General features: G+C 29.6%; 10 protein-coding genes and 5 pseudogenes. 3 read left to right on the top strand and 12 right to left on the bottom strand.

All coding sequences use genetic code 11. The annotated features are described in order from the left end of the window. Positions 1-4 precede the first annotated feature (4 nt). From recN to ACZ1HD_RS05820, 10 genes and pseudogenes are all read right to left on the bottom strand, one after another. Positions 5-1,657, bottom strand: a complete 1,653-nt coding sequence (gene recN / locus ACZ1HD_RS05865; RefSeq protein WP_472688888.1) for a DNA repair protein RecN — start codon at positions 1,655-1,657, stop codon at positions 5-7. Between the two features lie 142 nt (positions 1,658-1,799). Further along, entirely contained in the window at positions 1,800-2,690 is an 891-nt protein-coding gene (gene porD / locus ACZ1HD_RS05860) for a type IX secretion system protein PorD (protein WP_472688887.1), read from the bottom strand. A 57-nt stretch (positions 2,691-2,747) separates the two neighbouring features. After that, a pseudogene (gene coaBC, locus ACZ1HD_RS05855) lies at positions 2,748-3,958 on the bottom strand (bifunctional phosphopantothenoylcysteine decarboxylase/phosphopantothenate--cysteine ligase CoaBC). Further along, on the bottom strand, positions 3,939-4,277 hold the full coding sequence (locus tag ACZ1HD_RS05850; RefSeq protein ID WP_472688886.1) for a DNA-directed RNA polymerase subunit omega: 339 nt from the start codon (positions 4,275-4,277) through the stop codon (positions 3,939-3,941). Before ACZ1HD_RS05850 ends, coaBC begins: the two are co-directional and overlap by 20 nt. Before the next feature lie 9 nt (positions 4,278-4,286). Next, a complete protein-coding gene (locus tag ACZ1HD_RS05845) occupies positions 4,287-5,147 on the bottom strand; it encodes an outer membrane protein assembly factor BamD (protein ID WP_472688885.1) in 861 nt (286 codons plus the stop codon). Positions 5,148-5,284: 137 nt separating this feature from the next. Beyond that, a complete protein-coding gene (locus ACZ1HD_RS05840; protein ID WP_472688884.1) occupies positions 5,285-5,782 on the bottom strand; it encodes a ferritin in 498 nt (165 codons plus the stop codon). Positions 5,783-5,803: 21 nt separating this feature from the next. Beyond that, positions 5,804-6,678: pseudogene (dapA, locus tag ACZ1HD_RS05835) on the bottom strand (4-hydroxy-tetrahydrodipicolinate synthase). A 104-nt stretch (positions 6,679-6,782) separates the two neighbouring features. After that, positions 6,783-7,298, bottom strand: coding sequence for a DUF6913 domain-containing protein (locus ACZ1HD_RS05830; RefSeq protein ID WP_472688883.1), 516 nt, complete (start codon positions 7,296-7,298; stop codon positions 6,783-6,785). A gap of 488 nt (positions 7,299-7,786) precedes the next feature. Further along, entirely contained in the window at positions 7,787-11,443 is a 3,657-nt protein-coding gene (locus ACZ1HD_RS05825) for an ABC transporter permease/M1 family aminopeptidase (protein WP_472688882.1), read from the bottom strand. 78 nt (positions 11,444-11,521) lie between these two features. Then, a pseudogene (locus tag ACZ1HD_RS05820) lies at positions 11,522-12,411 on the bottom strand (ABC transporter ATP-binding protein). Positions 12,412-12,561: 150 nt separating this feature from the next. On the opposite strand from ACZ1HD_RS05820, the pseudogene ACZ1HD_RS05815 reads away from it, so the two are divergent. Continuing rightward, positions 12,562-13,650, top strand: a pseudogene (locus ACZ1HD_RS05815) (M42 family metallopeptidase). A 62-nt stretch (positions 13,651-13,712) separates the two neighbouring features. After that, positions 13,713-14,261 (top strand): NUDIX hydrolase, encoded by a 549-nt coding sequence (locus ACZ1HD_RS05810; protein ID WP_472688881.1) that lies wholly within the window; start codon positions 13,713-13,715, stop codon positions 14,259-14,261. Here ACZ1HD_RS05810 and ACZ1HD_RS05805 read toward each other — a convergent pair whose 3' ends face one another. Both ACZ1HD_RS05805 and ACZ1HD_RS05800 read right to left on the bottom strand, forming a co-directional pair. Next, positions 14,262-15,029, bottom strand: coding sequence for a DUF6503 family protein (locus tag ACZ1HD_RS05805; RefSeq protein WP_472688880.1), 768 nt, complete (start codon positions 15,027-15,029; stop codon positions 14,262-14,264). A gap of 19 nt (positions 15,030-15,048) precedes the next feature. Further along, positions 15,049-16,810: pseudogene (locus ACZ1HD_RS05800) on the bottom strand (ABC transporter ATP-binding protein). 334 nt (positions 16,811-17,144) lie between these two features. Here ACZ1HD_RS05800 and ACZ1HD_RS05795 point away from each other — a divergent pair. Beyond that, positions 17,145-17,309, top strand: a complete 165-nt coding sequence (locus tag ACZ1HD_RS05795) for a hypothetical protein (protein ID WP_154066966.1) — start codon at positions 17,145-17,147, stop codon at positions 17,307-17,309. The last annotated feature ends 17 nt before the right edge of the window (positions 17,310-17,326 follow it).

The raw sequence follows: 17,326 nt of genomic DNA, 5'->3' as shown, positions 1-17,326 counted from the left end.
TTTTTTAATTTAGTAGTTCTTTTGCGTGTGTTAATGCAGACTCTGAGATGTCTTTACCACTTAACATTTCTGCAATTTCTTTAACACGCTCTTCGGCTGTTAATTGTTTTAAATTTGTGGTGGTTACACCATTAACTTCTGCTTTATACACTTTATAATGGCTGTTACCTTTTGCAGCAATTTGCGGTAAATGTGTAATTGCAATAACTTGCATATTCTTACTCATTTGTTGCATTATTGCCGCTATTTTATTAGAAACTTCACCAGAAACACCGGTATCTATTTCATCGAAAATAATGGTTGGCAATTGTGTGTTTTCTGATAAAATGGTTTTAACAGATAGCATAATTCTAGACAATTCACCACCGGATGCAACTTTTTTAAGCTCGCCAAAGTTACCGCCTTTATTTGCAGAGAATAAGAATTCTAACTCATCTTTTCCGTTTGCAAAATAGTTTTTGGTTGGCTTTATTTTTATTGAAAAACGCGCGTTTTCCATACCTAAATCTGCCAATAAAACTTCTAATTGTTTGTTTAATTTTGGTATTGATGTAGTTCTTGCCTTTGTGATTAAACCGGCTACTTTGTCTAATTTTTCTGATACAGAAGCTATTTCTTGTTGCTTTTTTTGTATAAACTCGTCTGCAGATTCTACGGCAACAACTTTTTCTGATATTTCTTCGAAAACTGCTAGTAATTCTTTGTTAGAATTAACCAAATGTTTTTTCTGTAAATTGTATAGCAGTTGCAATCTATCGTTGATTTCTTCTGCTTCATTAGGATTAAAATCTACATTTTCGTTTGCGTCTTCTAATTCTGAAACAACATCATCAATTTCTATTTTTACGGATGTTATTCTTGCTGATAATTCTTGATATTCTTTAGAAAAAGATGCAATTTTAGTCAAACGATTGTCTAAAGTATTTAGCAAGTTTTGAATGCCTATTTCTTCGTTTATTGTTAGTTCTAAAGCTTCTGCTAAATTGTCTTTAATTTCTTCTATGTTGTTTAGCTTTTCTAGTTTTTCTTCTAAAACTTCTTGCTCATCAACTTTAATTTTAGCGTCTTCTAACTCTTTAAACAAATGCAAATTGTAATCGTACTGCTTATTTGCTTCTTGCTGTTTTTCTTCTAATTTTAAAAGTTCTCTTTTTAATTTATTTAACTGCGAAAAACCTCTTTTATATGACGCTATTCTTGGTGCATTTTTGGCTAAAGCATCTAATATCGAAAACTGAAAATTAGTATCAGACAATTGCATTGTTTGATGTTGCGAGTGTACATCGATTAATTTTACTCTTAATTGGTTTAAAACCGTTAAGGTTACAGGTGTATCGTTTATAAAAGCTCTAGATTTACCAGATGGTAAAATTTCTCTTCTAATAATGGTTTCTGCTTCGTAATCTAAGTCTACTTCTTCGAAAAAATCTTGTAAATTGTAGTTAGAAATGGCAACTTTGGCTTCGACAATACACTTTTTTGTAGTGTCTTTTAATGATGACAAATCTGCCCTATTACCTAAAACCAAGCCCAAGGCACCTAATAAAATAGATTTACCTGCACCAGTTTCTCCTGTAATTATAGACAAACCCGAAGAAAAATCGATACTTAATTGATTGATTAACGCGTAGTTATTTATGGATAATTGTGATAGCAAATTCTCTAGATTTTAAAAGATAAAATTAGTGAAAATTTGTTGAATACTAAACATCGAAAATTTAATTATAACACAAAGGATAAAATTAAAATCAGTAGATTTTAGTAGCTAAAAATTAAGTAATTTTTAGCTATCAAAAAGCCTAATCTAACTTTCTCCACTTAGAATTATTATTGGTAGAAATTTTTCGAACAGTTTGTATAAGACGTTGTTTATTTCTTGTTTTGGTATCTTCTGAATATAGATTTACAATTTCATCTGCTTTCGCATCAAAAAACAATCTAATTAAATAATTACCAACTGTTTTGTTGTAAATACTTTCTAACGCAATTACACTATCTTCTATACTTTGTTGTGCAGAAGCTTTTGCGCCTACAAGATTATCAAGTCCGTTTCTATGATAATTGTAAAGTATATTTCTGTAAGCTTTTAGTTTAGGCGATATTAAATTATCTATTAATAAATATCTATTTTGTTTACCAACAACATTTTGCCATGGCGATAAACCGCTTTGTTGCGCTTGTAGCATTACATTTAGCGCTTCTTTTAATTCCTTATCACCAGCAAACTTGCCAAATGTATCTGCATCTACACCAATAATTATATTTGCATAAAATACAATGGTAGAAATTAAATTACTGTCAAAAGCATTTTTATTATAAATTAAAGGATCAAACTCGTTGTATTTAAAATTGAATTCGTTGTCTTTAATATTTAAAACGGGCGATGGATAGCTAGAGTTAAAAACGGGTCTAGATGATTGTACTTGCAATGTGGCAGTAAAATTATTGTTATCTCTAGAAGTAATAATAATTGTCATAGCACAATCGATACGTTCTTCTGGCTTTACAGTTCTATCTGTCCATTTTGTTTGATTAATGTACTCGCTTAAAGCTCTTTGTAAAGTAGAAAATACTTGTTTGTTAGAACCCGCAATTTGATCTGAATTAACGGTTACCAAACAATTTAATTCTTGTGCAGTAAAAGTAATTACAGTAAAAAATATAAAAAGTAGTGATGTTATTTTGCGCATACTCAAATTTAGATTTTTTATTAAAAGAAAGCAACAGTTTGTAATACTATTAGAATCTTATTTAAGAATTCTTACTACAATTTCATTCATAATATCTTTTGCTACTTCTACTTTAGACTTTAATTTAAATGATTTTTCGTTTAAATCTTTATCAATTACCGTAACCTTATTGGTGTCTGTTGCAAAACCTGCTCCTTTGTCTTGTAAAGAATTTAATACAATTGCATCTAAATTCTTTCTTTTTAATTTGCCTTTTGCATTTTCTAGTTCGTTATTAGTTTCTAAAGCAAAACCAACTAAAAATTGCTGTTTTTTAATTGCACCCAAAGAAGCTAAAATGTCTTTTGTTGGTGTTAACTCTATGTCTAACGTAGCATCTTTCTTTTTTATTTTCTGAGTAGCAATGTTTTTTGGTTTATAATCTGCAACTGCTGCAGATAAAATAGCAATATCTACATCAGCAAAATAAGAATGTGCAGCGTTGTACATGTCTTCTGCAGAAACAACGTCTATTCGTTTTACTAGAGAGTGTGAAATTTTTTGATGACTTGGGCCTGAAATTAAAAAAACTTCGGCACCTAAATTTGCCGCAGCTTTTGCTATTGCAAATCCCATTTTACCGGAAGAATGATTTCCAATAAAACGCACAGGATCTATTGCTTCATAAGTTGGACCTGCTGTTAGTAATACTTTTTTACCTTTTAAAGGTAAATTCGATAAAATATCATTTTCTATAAATGAAACAATATCTTCTGGTTCTGCCATTCTTCCTTCTCCTACCAAACCACTAGCCAATTCGCCGAAGTTGCAGGAATTAAAATATTGCCAAAACTTTGTAATTTATCTAAACTTTGTTTCGTAGACGGATGTATGTACATATCCAAATCCATTGCAGGCGCAAAATACACAGGACATTTAGCAGATAAATAAGTAGCTAGTAAAAGGTTATCGCAAGTACCATTGGTCATTTTAGACAATGTATTTGCTGTTGCAGGCGCAATTAACATATAATCTGCCCACAAACCTAGATCTACGTGATTATTCCATAATTCATTTTCGTCTTCTTTAGAATAAAAAGTTGAATGAACAGGATTTTTAGAAAGTGTAGAAAGTGTTAAAGGTGTTATAAAATCTTTAGACGCAGGAGTCATAATAACTTTAACTTCTGCGCCTAATTTTATAAATAAACGAACTAAACTAGCCGTTTTATATGCTGCAATACCTGCAGTAATCCCTAAAAGAACTTTCTTATCTTTTAAAACAGACATTACTCTGCTTCGGGTTTCTATGGTATACTTTTTCGTTTAACCATTCTTCAACTGCCATTGCTGTTGGTTTTGGTAATCTTTCGTAAAACTTAGAAACTTCTATTTGTTCTTTATTTTCGAAAACTTCTTCTAAAGAATCGTTATATGTAGCAAATTCATCTAACTTATCTACTAATTCTCTTTTTAAATCAGAATTAATTTGATTTGCTCTTTTTGCTATGATAGATATTGCCTCATAAATATTTTCTGTAGGCGCTTCAATTTCATTTTTATCGTAAGTAATAGTACTTAACGGTGCTTTTGTATCTTTATAATCCATCTTAAATAATTATTTCTTTTGTATATTCTGTAATTCTTTCTGCTTTGCAATTAAAGCTTCTACTCTAATTTTTTCTGCTTCTAATGTAGCTACCATTTTATCAGAATCTTCCATAAATTGAGATTCAGGAAAACTCTTTTTTAATCTCTGATATGCTTTCATTGCAGCTTCAATTCTTTCAGGCTTTCTTCTATCTGTGCTTTTTAACACAAAATCATGCGCCGCTTTTAATCTATAATATAAAGCTTCTTCTTTAAATTTTGTTCCTAAAAAGTCTTCTAGTAAATTATCAAAAGCTTGTATAGATGCTTTGTAATTTCTTAAATCGTAATCTGCCGTTCTGTAATAAGTTTTCGCAATTTCGAAATATTTTCTTTCTAACTTAGTTCTAAGTTCAGAATAATATTTGTTTGCTTCTGCAATTTTATCAGAATCTGGATACGTGTTTATAAAACTTTGAAAAGATTCTAATGCTTTGTTTGTATCTGTAGGATCGATACTAAATCTTGGTGATGCCAATTTATAACTGTATGCAGATAAAAATGCAGCTTCTTCTTTTTTAGAACTCTTTGGATAACTTTTTGTAAAACGGTCGTAATAATATGCTGCTTGCGCGTAATTTTTTACATTAAAATTAGATTGCGCAACCATAAATTGTATACGCTCCATTTGAGGTTTACCTCTGTAGGTTGGTGTTACTTTTTCGAATAAACGTAAAGCCTTACTGTATTTCTGACTTTCGTACATCTTTACAGCCATCTTATACTGCTCTTCTGATGTACCTTTATTTAATACTTTTTGATATTCACCACAAGAAAACAGTAGTAAACTAAGAACAAATAAATACGCTAAATTTTTATTTTTTTGCATCGGGCAAAATTAGTGATTAATTATGGATAAATAAAACGATTTTTTACACAGTTGTTTATGCTATGTAATTTTCATTACAAAACAACAAAAAATAGCCCTAAACCGCTACTAAAAGTTTGTTAATATTAAACTTCTTCTTACGGTGCTGTGATTAATTGCTTGATGTCATTATCAAATAAATAAAAACCACTTTTATCGTCTCCTATTAAACTAATCTTATCTAAAATATTTCTAGCCAAAGCTTCTTCTTCTATTTGCTCTGAAACGTACCACTGTAAAAAGTTATGTGTTGCATAATCTTTTTCTTTTAAACAGATATCTACCAAATCGTTTATAGATTCTGATACTGCTACTTCGTGATTAAATAATTCTTGAAACATTTCTTTAAATGAACCAAAAGAAACTGGTGGCGCTGCTAAAGGAGAAATAATTGCATGCCCACCTCTTTCATTAATAAACTTTACCAATTTTAGCATGTGCATTCTCTCTTCGTCAGAATGTGCGTACATAAATTGAGAAACACCTTCAAAACCTTGTGTTTCTGCCCATGACGCCATTGCTAAATATACTTGAGAAGATTGTGCCTCTACCGTTACCTGTTTGTTTAATGCGTCTTGAATTTTTGGTTTTAACATGTTTTATCTTTTTTAGTAAAGTTAAAAGTTTTTTACAAAATTAGCAATTTTTGCTTGAAGTGTTGCACTTGCTTTTACCAAAGGCAATCGTACTTCATTTTTACAAATACCTAATTCTTGTAAAACTGTTTTTATTCCGGCCGGATTATTTTCTTCAAAAATCAAATCAATAATAGACATTAATCTAAAATGCATTGCAAAACCTTCTTTGTTATTGCCTTCTAAACCATCTTTTATTAATGTAGAAAATTCTTTAGGATATGCTTGCCCAATAACAGAAATTACACCGAACCGCCTGCAAGCGCAATACTTAATGCCAAATCATCATCACCAGAAATAACTAAAAAGTCTTTTGGCTTGTTCTTTATCAACTCTAAATATTGTTGCATATTATTACCTGCTTCTTTTATACCTACAATGTTTTCAAAATCGTTTGCAAGTCTAATCGTCGTTTCAGCATCCATGTTTTTTGCTGTTCTACCAGGTACATTATATAAAATAATTGGCTTTTCTGTTGCTTCTGAAATTGCTTTAAAATGCTGATAAAAACCTTCTTGCGTTGGCTTGCTGTAATATGGCGCTACAGATAAAATACCATCTATATTCTCTAAATTGGTTGTTTTTATATCTTTAACAACCTCTAAAGTATTATTACCACCAATTCCTAAAACTAAAGGAACTCTACCCGCATTTGTAGTTACAATAACATCTATAATTTTTAGTTTTTCTTCTTTACTTATAGTTGCACTTTCTGCAGTTGTACCGTTTATTACTAAATAATTGGTACCATTTTCTATATTAAAATTAACTAATTTAATTAGTGCATCGAAATCTACACTTAAATCTTCATTAAAAGGTGTAACCAAAGCTACTCCTGTTCCTATAAACTTTTGCATTCTATAAATATTTTGATAGACAAAATTACAATTTTAAGATTAATATTTTACCGATTTTAATCTCTATTAGAAAGAATAAACAACTTTAAAAAGAAAGTTTAATTTTATAGCTTTTTTAAAATCTGTAAGTATTTTTTAACCTCTTCTGTAAAAGTTTTGTAATTTATTATTTCTGATGTAATTTCTAAATGATAAAGCTTAGAATTCACATTAGAAAATCCTACTTTAAAATCTGCTTTACTTTGTAAAACGGCTGTTTCTAAATACATATTATTTTCATTAAAATAACCAACTAACAAGTCTAAAGGTTCGTCTAAAAAGCTTTTAAAGTTCGTTTGAAAATAATTTCCGCTCCAGTTTATGTCTTTCTCTGTAAAATGTTTGTAAGAAATTTCATCGTTTTTATTAAAATCTCTTTTGCTGTAAATTTTCACATTTTTGACTCCCAAAGTATTTTCAAAAACTTTTTGTAAGTCTGTCTCTGCTGATATTTCTTCTGAAGTAATGATACCAACAGATTGTATTTTTTTTAAAGTTGACGCACTCGTTTCTTCTTTTAACGAAACTAATTTATCTAGTTTCTTTTTTAAAACGCGCTCTTTTAATCCTTTAAAAATCATTTAGTATCTATTTGAAAAAAATAAAAATAGTAATTATTATCTTAAGTTTCTTGATTAATTATGCATCATTTTAGTGTAACATTTACCTAATTATTTGCAATAACATAGAATCAATTTTGTTTTTGATGTTGTAAAATTATAAATACTGAAAAAACAGTAATTACATCGATTGCAAAAAAAGAACACCTAAAACACTATTAAACAATAAAATACACAATCAAAAACTTATAAAACCTTTAAATAAATTAAGAATTAATGATTTTTTTATTTTTAATTTGTTTTTTTAACATATTTTTTACTATTATTGTAATGTTGTTTGATAATTCATTATCAAATAATATTTAACCCCTAACTGGTAAATAATTTTTATACGTTCTTTTTGCCCTAACAAAATCTACGTAATTATTATAAAAGCATTTACCCCTATCTAAAAAAGCAACTACCCAAAAGTAGTTGCTTTTTTTGTGCTCTAAATTAACCAGAAGAAGTTATAATTTCATCCTATTATCATCAGATTTTGTATCAATTAATTTATTGTACGGATCTACACCTACCTCTATAGGCTTTTTATCTACAATAATAGAAATTGTGTTACGAATTTGTGTAATCTTATGCTTTTCTAAATACAATTGCTTTTCTTTTTTTACGCCGTCTTTTTCTTCTTCAGTAAAAATACCGATATCTATATAATCTTCTAATTTAACAGACAACAAAGGTTTGCTTAACTTCTCGTTTGTATAACTTAATGTATCACCTACTTTTTGGCCATAATATTTTTTCCCTTTTTCATCATTTCTGTATTTTGAAACCTCAAATTCAATATCAACTTTATATTTTCCGTTTTCTAAAGCTGTAGATTTTGCATCAACAATTCTATTTTTGTACAACGTAACTGTTTCAAACATATCTTTAATAACATATTTTAAAGAATCTGGTGTTACCTCTTTAATATAATTTACCATTTCTAAAGAAGTTGTATAAGGTGCTTCTTGAAACTTTACTTTTTCTACATATTTTTTTAAAGCATTATTTAATTTTTCTTCACCCAAATAATCGCTTAATGCATAAAATACTAAAGATCCTTTTTGGTAACGAATATAACCTTGCCCATCATTGTACATTAATGGTTTTTCTCTTTTAGTTTCTAAAGTTCTTTGAATCAAATAACCGTCTAGTGCTTCTTTTAAAAACGTTCGCATTTTTGGCTTACCGTTTTGATGTTCTAACACTTTTAATGCTACATATTCCGATAAACTTTCTGACAACATTGTTGCGCCTAAAACATCTGCGCCAATTACTTGATGTGCCCACCATTGATGCGCTACTTCATGAGCCGTTACTGCAAAAGGATAATCTACTCCGTCATCATTTGTATCATCTACAGCCGCAATAAAACCAAATCCTTCTGAAAACGGAATTGTGTTTGCAAATGATTGTGCAAATGTACCTTGTGTTCTCGGAAACTCTATAATTCTTAATTGTTTGTGTTGATACGGACTAAAGTTTTTCTCGTTATAATTAATAGACGCTTTCATACCTTTTAGCATTCTGTCTAAATTATAATCGTGTTGTTTATGATAATAAATTTCTAAACTTACTCCTTTCCAAATTTCTTTTTTAACTTCATATTTTGCTGAATTAAATGCGTAAAAATTCAACATTTTACTGTCCATTTTATAATGAAAATACTTTCGATTTCCTTCTGTCCATTCTTTTTGCAAATAACCAGGCGCAATCGCTATTTGATCTTCGGATGTAGATACAGTAGCTTCAAAATCTATCCAATCAGAATCTTTAGAAATATAGGTATTACCCAATGCTGTAGAGTCTGTTGGTAGCGGACGCAAGTTATTTGGTGGTAAATCGTATTTTTTTCTAGTTTTATCATCAATCAATTCTCCTCCTGAAGAGTATCCTAAAGAAGGAAACATCGAAAAATTATTGATAAATGTTCCGTTTGCTAAAACTGGCGATTTTCTTTGAAAAACAGTGTTTTCTTTACTTTTTACATGTACAGTAAGTTGTAATGAATCACCCGGTAAAATTTTATTTTCAAACTTGTAAATATCAAAATTAAAAACCGTGTCTTCTAAAACTAAATTGTTTGGTTTATTAAATTCGAACGTACTTTCTAACGAATTATGATTTAAGAAAATACTATCAATTGCTGTATCTGTTTTATTAACCATTGTAAAAACAGCGTTTGCTTTATAGGTTCTTTTCTTCGGAAAAATAGCAACATCTGCTTTTACAGCAACAATTCTTGGTTGCTTATAATTCTCGTATTTTTTATATGATTTTTCCCATTTTACAGCATTTAATTCTGCTTGTTTAGATGCAGAATTTTTCTCTTTAGATCTTGTTGCTGTATAAATAGTTGCACCCAAACTTATAAAAGCAACTGCAACAACCACCAAACTAATTATTTGTGGCATCTTAAATCTAGATACAGCTATGTTTAATCTTTCTGAAAAAGAATTTGGTATGCCTCTAACCCAAAATAAAATACTTAAAATCAATAAAATTGTTCCGCCTAAAATCCAATACAATTTGTACCATAAATATCTAGATAATGCAGATCCATAACCATTCATATCAGAATAACTAAAACCTGGTCCTTCGTTATATTTAAAAATTGCCAATTCAATTCCTATTAAATCTAAAAACGGAATTCCGATTGCTAATATCAGCAATACCAACAAACCTAAATACTGATTTTTAAATAATGTTTGAATAAATATTGCTAAAAATGCCCAAACTACATAGTTTAAAAATTTTAAACCAAATAATTCTTGAATATACAAACCAATCTCAAAGTTATAATAGCCTTGATATGCTTGAAATAACATACCGGAAACCATAATTACAGCCAATAAAACCAATTGCATTTTTAAAATAGCGATAAACTTAGAGAATAAAAGCGTCCAGTTTGGTACAGGTGTGCTATCTACCGGATGATTAATTTTTGCAATTCTTGCTCTTTGCACCAACATACCTGCATATAAAAAAGTACAAATATTAATTACAAACAGACTAAAAATATTTCCGCCACCTAACATTTGCCAAGTTACAGGCAATGTATCTGTTCCAAAAATTTCACTTGAAATAAACAAAGTACCAAACAGCATTAAAAGCCCTACAATTAATATTGATATAAATGGTAAACTTTTAAAAATGTATTTAAAATCGATGTTAGACAATTTCCACATCACTTTTAGGTTTTGTAAAAACGAATAATCATAAGTTACTTTAGGCAAAGTAATTTTTGTAACTCCGCTAAAGTTAGATTTTGTTACTCTTTCTGATTTCGATTTTTTTAACGAAAATGTTACCGCATTTTGGGTAAACTTAAAATACTTATAAACCAATCCAAAAATTAAACTAGATACTAATAACCATATCAAACGATTATAAATCACTAGTTTTCCTATTGGAATTTGTAATTCGTTCTGTTCTGAAACCGTCCAATATTTTGTATAATAAGAAGACGCAGAAGAACCAAAAGGATCTAACAACGCTAATAAACTTGCTTGCTCTGGATCTGATAAAATGCTAGAAAGCGCACCTTCTACAAACATTAAAATAATTACTGTAATAAATCCAGCGGTTACATTTCTAGAAAAAGTAACCACAGCAAAAACTACGGCACCAAAAAATAAAACATTTGGTAAAATATAAACCAAATAGGTTTTTAAATAGGTAACAATATTAAAATTTGCTACAATGTCTTGATTGGTTCCTGGAAATCGAAAACCAATAATCATACCTAAAGCTATCACTAAAACTATCGCAGAAACCACCACGATTCCGCTAAAAAATTTAGCAAATAAATAATTAGCCTTCGTAAAAGGGTACGAATATAAAATGGTATGCATTTCACTTTTAAAATCTCTATAAATTGAAACACCAATAATAGACGGAAATAAAAAGAAAATTAAAGTTGTAAACCCATTAAATAAACCTGTAATGCCTATTGGCGAGTTTACAATTCGAGAAGAACCCATGGTTCCTGTAATTCCATCCCAAATACCTGCAGATGTTGCTGATAAGAAGAAAGAAATTATTAAAAATATTGAAATATAAATGTAAAAAACTGGCTTGTTAAACCAATATTTTAATTCTTGTTTAAAAATTGTAGAAAACATAATAAAATAGTTTTAAGCGATTCGTTTTAAATATTCTGTTTTTTGAGTTTTGTAACTAAAACTCTTCATCAAAAACTATTAATTGGTTAAAACTGGTTCATCTTGTTTTAAAGCTATAAAATACACATCATCTAGCTGTGGTGTTGCCTTAACAAAGTCTTCCGACGGTTTCTCTAAAGCGTGTACTCTAATATTTAACGTATCATCAGCATTAAAATTTCTAGACAAAACGTTGTATAACTTCATGTTTTCTTCTAAATCATTTTTTGGATTACTTTGGTCCAAATAGTATTCTCTAATTCTTCTGTTGCTTTTTTAGGTGTACTATGTTTTAAGATTTTACCACCTTTTAAAATGGCCATCTCATTACACAATTCTTTTACGTCTTCTACAATATGTGTAGAAAAAATAACGGTACAATTGCTACCAACTTCACGTAAAACATTTAAAAAACGATGTCTTTCTGCCGGATCTAAACCTGCAGTTGGCTCATCAACAATAATTAATTTAGGATTATTTAAAAGCAGTTGTGCAATACCAAAGCGCTGTTTCATTCCGCCAGAATAACCTGCAACATTTTTGTGCCTTACTTCGTATAAGTTGGTAATTTCTAACACTTCTTTTACAATTGCTTTTCTTTCTGTTTTATTAGCAATTCCTTTTAAAGTTGCAAAATAATCTAACAATTCGTCTGCAGACATTTTAGGGTACACACCAAAAGATTGCGGTAAATAACCCAAAACTTTACGCAAAGACATGTTGTCTTCTAAAACATTAATATCACCAAAAGTAATCGAACCAGCATCCGGACTTTGTAATGTTGCAATAGTTCTCATTAAAGAAGATTTACCTGCCCCATTTGGTCCTAACAACCCAAACATACCTGTGCCAATTTCTAAATTTAAATTATCAATGGCTTTTACACCATTTTTATATGTTTTGGTTAAATTTTTAATAGCTAATTTCATATTACTTTTTTGTTGGTTAATGTTGTGTGATTAGTGTAAAAGTAAGCACTTTTGTTACACTATTTTGTGATTTTTTTAATGGAAATCCTAAAAAATGGTATTATTTTTACATCTATCAAGAAAAAATCAATTTTTATAAATTTATAAATAATGGCTAAAAAATCAATTTTAAATAAAGATTCACTTACATTTTTAGAAAAATATTTAAATAATGCGGCTCCTACTGGTTACGAATGGGAAGGTCAAAAAATTTGGATGGACTATCTAAAACCTTATGTAGATGAATTTATTACAGACACTTATGGTTCTGCTGTTGGTGTTATAAATCCGGATGCAAAATACAAAGTTGTAATCGAAGGACACGCAGATGAAATATCGTGGTATGTTAATTATATTTCTGATAACGGATTAATTTATGTAATTAGAAACGGTGGATCAGACCATCAAATTGCACCAAGTAAAATTGTAAATATTCATACTAAAAAAGGAATTGTAAAAGGTGTTTTTGGATGGCCTGCAATTCATACAAGAAACAAATCGAATGAAGAAGCACCAAAACCAGACAATATTTTTATTGATACAGGTTGCGCTACAAAAGAAGAAGTAGAAGCTTTGGGTGTGCATGTTGGTTGTGTAATTACTTATCCGAGATGAGTTTCATATTTTAAACGGAGACAAATTTGTTTGTAGAGCTTTAGACAACAGAATGGGTGGTTTTATGATTGCTGAAGTTGCGCGTTTATTAAAAGAAAACAAAAAAGATTTACCGTTTGGATTGTACATTACAAACTCTGTACAAGAAGAAATTGGCTTGCGTGGTGCAGAAATGATTACACAAACCATTAAACCAAATGTTGCCATTGTTACCGATGTAACACATGATACAACTACACCAATGATAGAACCTAAAAAAGCAGGTTTACTAGAAATTGGTAAAGGGCCAGTTGTTGCTTACGCGCCAGCGGTTCAACAAAAATTACGTGATTTAATTACAGAAACTGCCGAAGCTAAAAAATCCCTTTTCAGCGTTCTGCACTTTCTAGAGCAACAGGTACAGATACAGATGCTTTTGCTTATAGCAACGGTGGTGTAGCATCAGCTTTAATTTCTTTACCACTAAGATATATGCACACAACTGTAGAAATGGTGCATAGAGAAGATGTTGAAAATGTAATTAAAATGATTTACGAAACGCTTTTAAATATTAAAGACGGAGAAACTTTTTCTTACTTCGAATAAAAATACTTTAATTATGAATTACGAATTTTTAATTACAAATTCGTAATTCATAATTTTTAAAAATGGACGAACTCATAGACATATTAACACCAGAAGGAAAACCAATAGGCAAAACTGCTTTAAAATCTGAAGCACATAAAAACGGTTGGTTTCATGCCACTGTACATATCTGGTTATTTACTTCGGATGACAAAATATTGCTTCAAAAAAGAGCAATGACAAAAAAAGTATTTCCGGGTTTATGGGATATTTCTGTTGCCGGACATATAGGCGCAGGAGAAACTATTTTAGTAGCTGCACAAAGAGAAGTTTTTGAAGAAATTGGTCTTAAATTACAAGAAAAAGACTTTATTAAAATTGGCACAAGAATTCATCAAGTAAAGCATCTAAACGGAATTATAGATAACGAGCATCATCATGTTTTTATAGCCGAATTAAAAGCTCCTTTATCAACTTTAAAAATTCAAGAAGAAGAAGTTGATGACATCAAATTATTCAATTTAAAAGTTTTAAAAGACACAAAAAACCTTGAAAACGTATTGTTACCAAGGTTTCATGCGTATTACTGTATGGTTTATGATAAAATAATTGAATTTAAAAACAAAAAATAATTAACCTTTTGGTTTTTCAAAAAATGAATTTGCCATTTTTGTTTTACTAATTAATGGTAATGTAAATTTCACACTATTTCCAACAGGTTTTGTTGGCAATCCGTTTTTGTCTTGTGCATACCAAATAATTTCATTTGGTAAAAGAAACCCATTTACTTTTTCCCATTTTTTATATTTTATCAAATTATAACGATGGCTTGATGTCTCAGAATTAAATGTAACCGTGTAGGCTAACCATTCCATTTTATAAGTTTCAGGATTGTAGTATACAATATAATTATCATTAGCAGAATTCCCGATATTTGCTTTGTAAGAAATTTTAAATCCAGGATATTTTACATTCTCAAAAACTAAATCTTCTGCTTTTTCATATACAATTCCGTTATCACCTAAAACAAAAGGCATTGCATAAAAATAGAAATATAAATTGTAATAAAACTTCGGATTTCCTTTGTAATCACCATCATTTTCTTCATCTAACCAAACCTGATTGCCATCAAAACCCAAAGAATATTTTGGTGCATTAATTACGGTTTTTCTAGATTGAAGCGCTACCGTATGCGTTTCATCATTTATATTAAAAGACAATAAATGGTTTGATTTCCAATTTGAAATTCCGCCATGAAATTGAAAAACTTTATGCAATTCCGAAGGAAATTTAGACTCTTTTACCTCTACAACTTCTTTTTGCTTAACATCTTTTTTGGCTTCTTTTTTACAAGAAACAATTGTGAATACAAGTACGAATACAACTGCTAATTTTTTCATAATATATTTTTAATACTTTCTAAATTTTAGATTGATATGTGTACAAATCAAAATATCTACCTTCTTTAGCAATCAACTCATCATGCGTTCCTCTTTCTGCAATTTCACCAGCCTCTATTACCAAAATTTGATCTGCTTTTTTAATAGTACTCAACCTGTGCGCAATAACAATTGTGGTTCTGTCTTTTACTAATTCTGATAAACTTTTCTGAATTAAAGCCTCACTTTCTGTATCTAAACTAGAAGTAGCTTCATCTAAAATAATCATTTTAGGATTTGCCAAAATAGCCCTTGCAATTGCCAATCGTTGTCTTTGTCCGCCAGATAATTTTACACCTCTTTCACCAATTAAGGTATCTAAACCATCATCAAAACGATCTGTAAATTCGTTTACATAAGCTGCTTTTACAGCATTTTGCAACTCTTCTTTAGTAGCGTTTGGTCTAGGAAACAAAATATTATCTCTTATGGTTCCTTCAAATAAAAATTCATCTTGTAAAACAACACCTAAATATTTTCTAAAACTAGATAATTTAACCTTAGACATGTCTTTATTATCTATAGTGATTTTACCCTCTGCTGGATTTAAAAATGTTGCCGATAAACCTGCAATTGTAGATTTACCGAACCGAACTACCCACCAAAGCAGTAACAGAACCTGCAGGAACTTTAAAATTAATGTTATTTATTACTTGTTTGCCTTCTTCATAAGAAAACGAAACATCTTCAAAAACAACATCACCTTTTACATCATCTAAAACAATAGTTCTATGCTCGTTATCTTCTTCCGCAGCCATATTCATTAGCTCTTCTGTTCTGTCTAAACCAGCCAATGCTTCGGTTAATTGACTACCAATATTGCTCATTTGAACAATTGGTGCAACCATAAACGCTAACAGAAATGTAAACTGAATAAAGTCTCCAAAAGTTAAACTTCCTTCCATCATATAATATCCACCAATTCCCATAACACCTGTGGTTGCTAAACCTATTAAAAAAGTTGAAGAACTTGTCATTAAAGCAGTAACCGTCATGCTTTTCTTTACGTTTTCGTAGATATTTGCTACTCCTTTTTCAAAAATTTCACTTTCTTGTTGTTCTGCATTAAAGGCTTTTATAACTCTTATACCTCCTAAAGTCTCTGTTAATCGACCTTTTACTTCTGCATTTATTTTACCTCTTGCTCTAAATATTGGTCGAATGTATTTGAAAGATTTTAAAGCAATTAAACCAAAAATAGATAACGGAATAAACGTAAAAAGTGTCATCCAAACATTCATTCTTAATAAAATTACAAGTGTTACAATTGCTGTAAATGAACCACCAATTAACTGCACCAAACCTGTACCAATAAGGTTTCTTACTCCTTCTACATCACTCATAATTCTAGATACTAAAGCGCCGATTTTGTGTTATCGAAAAAACTAATTGGTAAAGACAATACTTTCTTCTGCACTTGGGCTCTAAGTTCTGATATTAAATATTGTGCCTGAATACTTAATACTTTTGTCAATAAAAATGAAGTAATTGCTTGCACTAAAATTGCGCCAATTACCATTAAAACCAAATTATAAAGTTGATTAAAGTCTTTATTTGGGACAACTTCGTCCATTAAAACTTTACTTTGCAATGGCAAAACAAAACCAGAAAGACTTCTTATAATTATTAATACCAAACCCAATAAAACCAAGTTTCTTCTTGGCCAAATAATGGTTTTAAAAGCTTGTTTTAAGGTTACTTTTGGTTTGGTTTTACTTTTTTGATTCTTTGAAATGTTGCATAAAAAATAGTTGTCAATTTATATGCCACAGGGAAAAAGCATGACAGATTTACAAAGTTACAATAAACAAAAAAACTTAAAGGTTTTAATACCGAAAGAACTTATTCTAAACGTAAATACATATAAATTAAAACTTTAACTTAAATAAAAACGTGAGTTTCATTTTTTTTACATTTGGATATCTTCCATCAAAATTATTTTGTGGAAGAGAAGAAAAAATTGCTTTCTTTAATTACAATTTAAAATTAAACTTTACGCCAAACATTGGCTTGTAATCTAGTACAAATTATTTAAAAGTAATTTTAACACTTGCATTTATAGCGGGTATTACAACAATGAACGCGAATACAAATATTCAAAATAATGATCCAGAGGATGATTGTATTGCATATGCATGTGAAGGACTTGATGAATTTCTAGATTTTGTTGATGGTGAATCAAATGAAGCTCTTAATGATTTCATCGTTGATACATTATACAATGATTGCATGGGATTATAATTAATTTATGGGGAAAT

The organism is Polaribacter sp. HA6-7, assembly GCF_055693625.1.
The sequence above is the reverse complement of the archived record's forward strand: the minus strand, read 5'-3'. Positions and strand labels throughout refer to the sequence as shown.